Annotated in this window: 1 protein-coding gene; it reads right to left on the reverse strand. The window is 51.3% G+C overall.

Annotated elements, in window-relative coordinates; genetic code table 11:
• The coding region (locus MXAZACID_RS19010) for a hypothetical protein (RefSeq protein WP_144052896.1) at positions 1-500 on the reverse strand (500 nt) is incomplete at its 3' end.
• Between the last annotated feature and the right edge of the window lie 303 nt (positions 501-803).

Below are 803 nucleotides of genomic sequence, written 5' to 3' on the forward strand. Positions count from 1 at the left end.
GCTAGATGCTCGTCTATGGCAGTGATGAGCCGGTTTATCTCAGTCTTGATGCGTTCACCGTTAAGATCCACGTCTGCAAAATGGACGTAAACGTTACCATTCCTCACGGAAATTCGAGGCGGACTCATTGTAAACGTCGATGCTCGAACGTGAAAGAGATCAGGATCGCCGGAATGTGGGACAGCGATCACCACTTCATGACCGGGGACTTGCTGCTTACCTCGCCCGCCAGGGTAGCCATAGTCAAAACGGTGACTGACGTCGATCTGAGTTTCGCCCTGTCGCTCGATATAAGCGTCATCGGCGTTCAACGCAGGAACATGAAGCGTATATTTTTCGATCAAGTAGGCGAGCAAGTCATCTTCTGGAGTGGCAAGCACCTGGTTAGCCGGAAATTTCTTGACTTCCTGTCGAACGAGGTCTTCATAGCCGTGGATCATAGCGAAGCTATCGCCTTGATCTCCCATTAAGAAAATGTCGCTACTCCCTTGCATCCTCATAATAAAACTCTCCCTGAGACGCGTGCGTTGCCCATAAATCGTCGGCTACACTGTTTACGTGAATAGACCAAAATAAGGCGCAAGCGGAAGGTCTACTGCTTGCCGCTATAAGACGTTCGCTCGTAACCGTTCCGCGTCGCTTACTTAGCCGGGCGACGCGAATGGCTGCATTCGAGAAGACGTTTGGTCTCAGGGAACGACGATAATGGGCGCGTTCTTTCCGTCGAATATTTTGGACGATTGGGGTCGAGAACTGCCCGGCGGCTTTGAAGTAACCAGGCTTCACTAGCGGACATTCGTTCG

Origin of the sequence: Acidocella sp. MX-AZ02 (assembly GCF_000306035.1) — a bacterium.
Taxonomy (GTDB): Bacteria; Pseudomonadota; Alphaproteobacteria; order Acetobacterales; family Acetobacteraceae; genus Acidocella; species Acidocella facilis.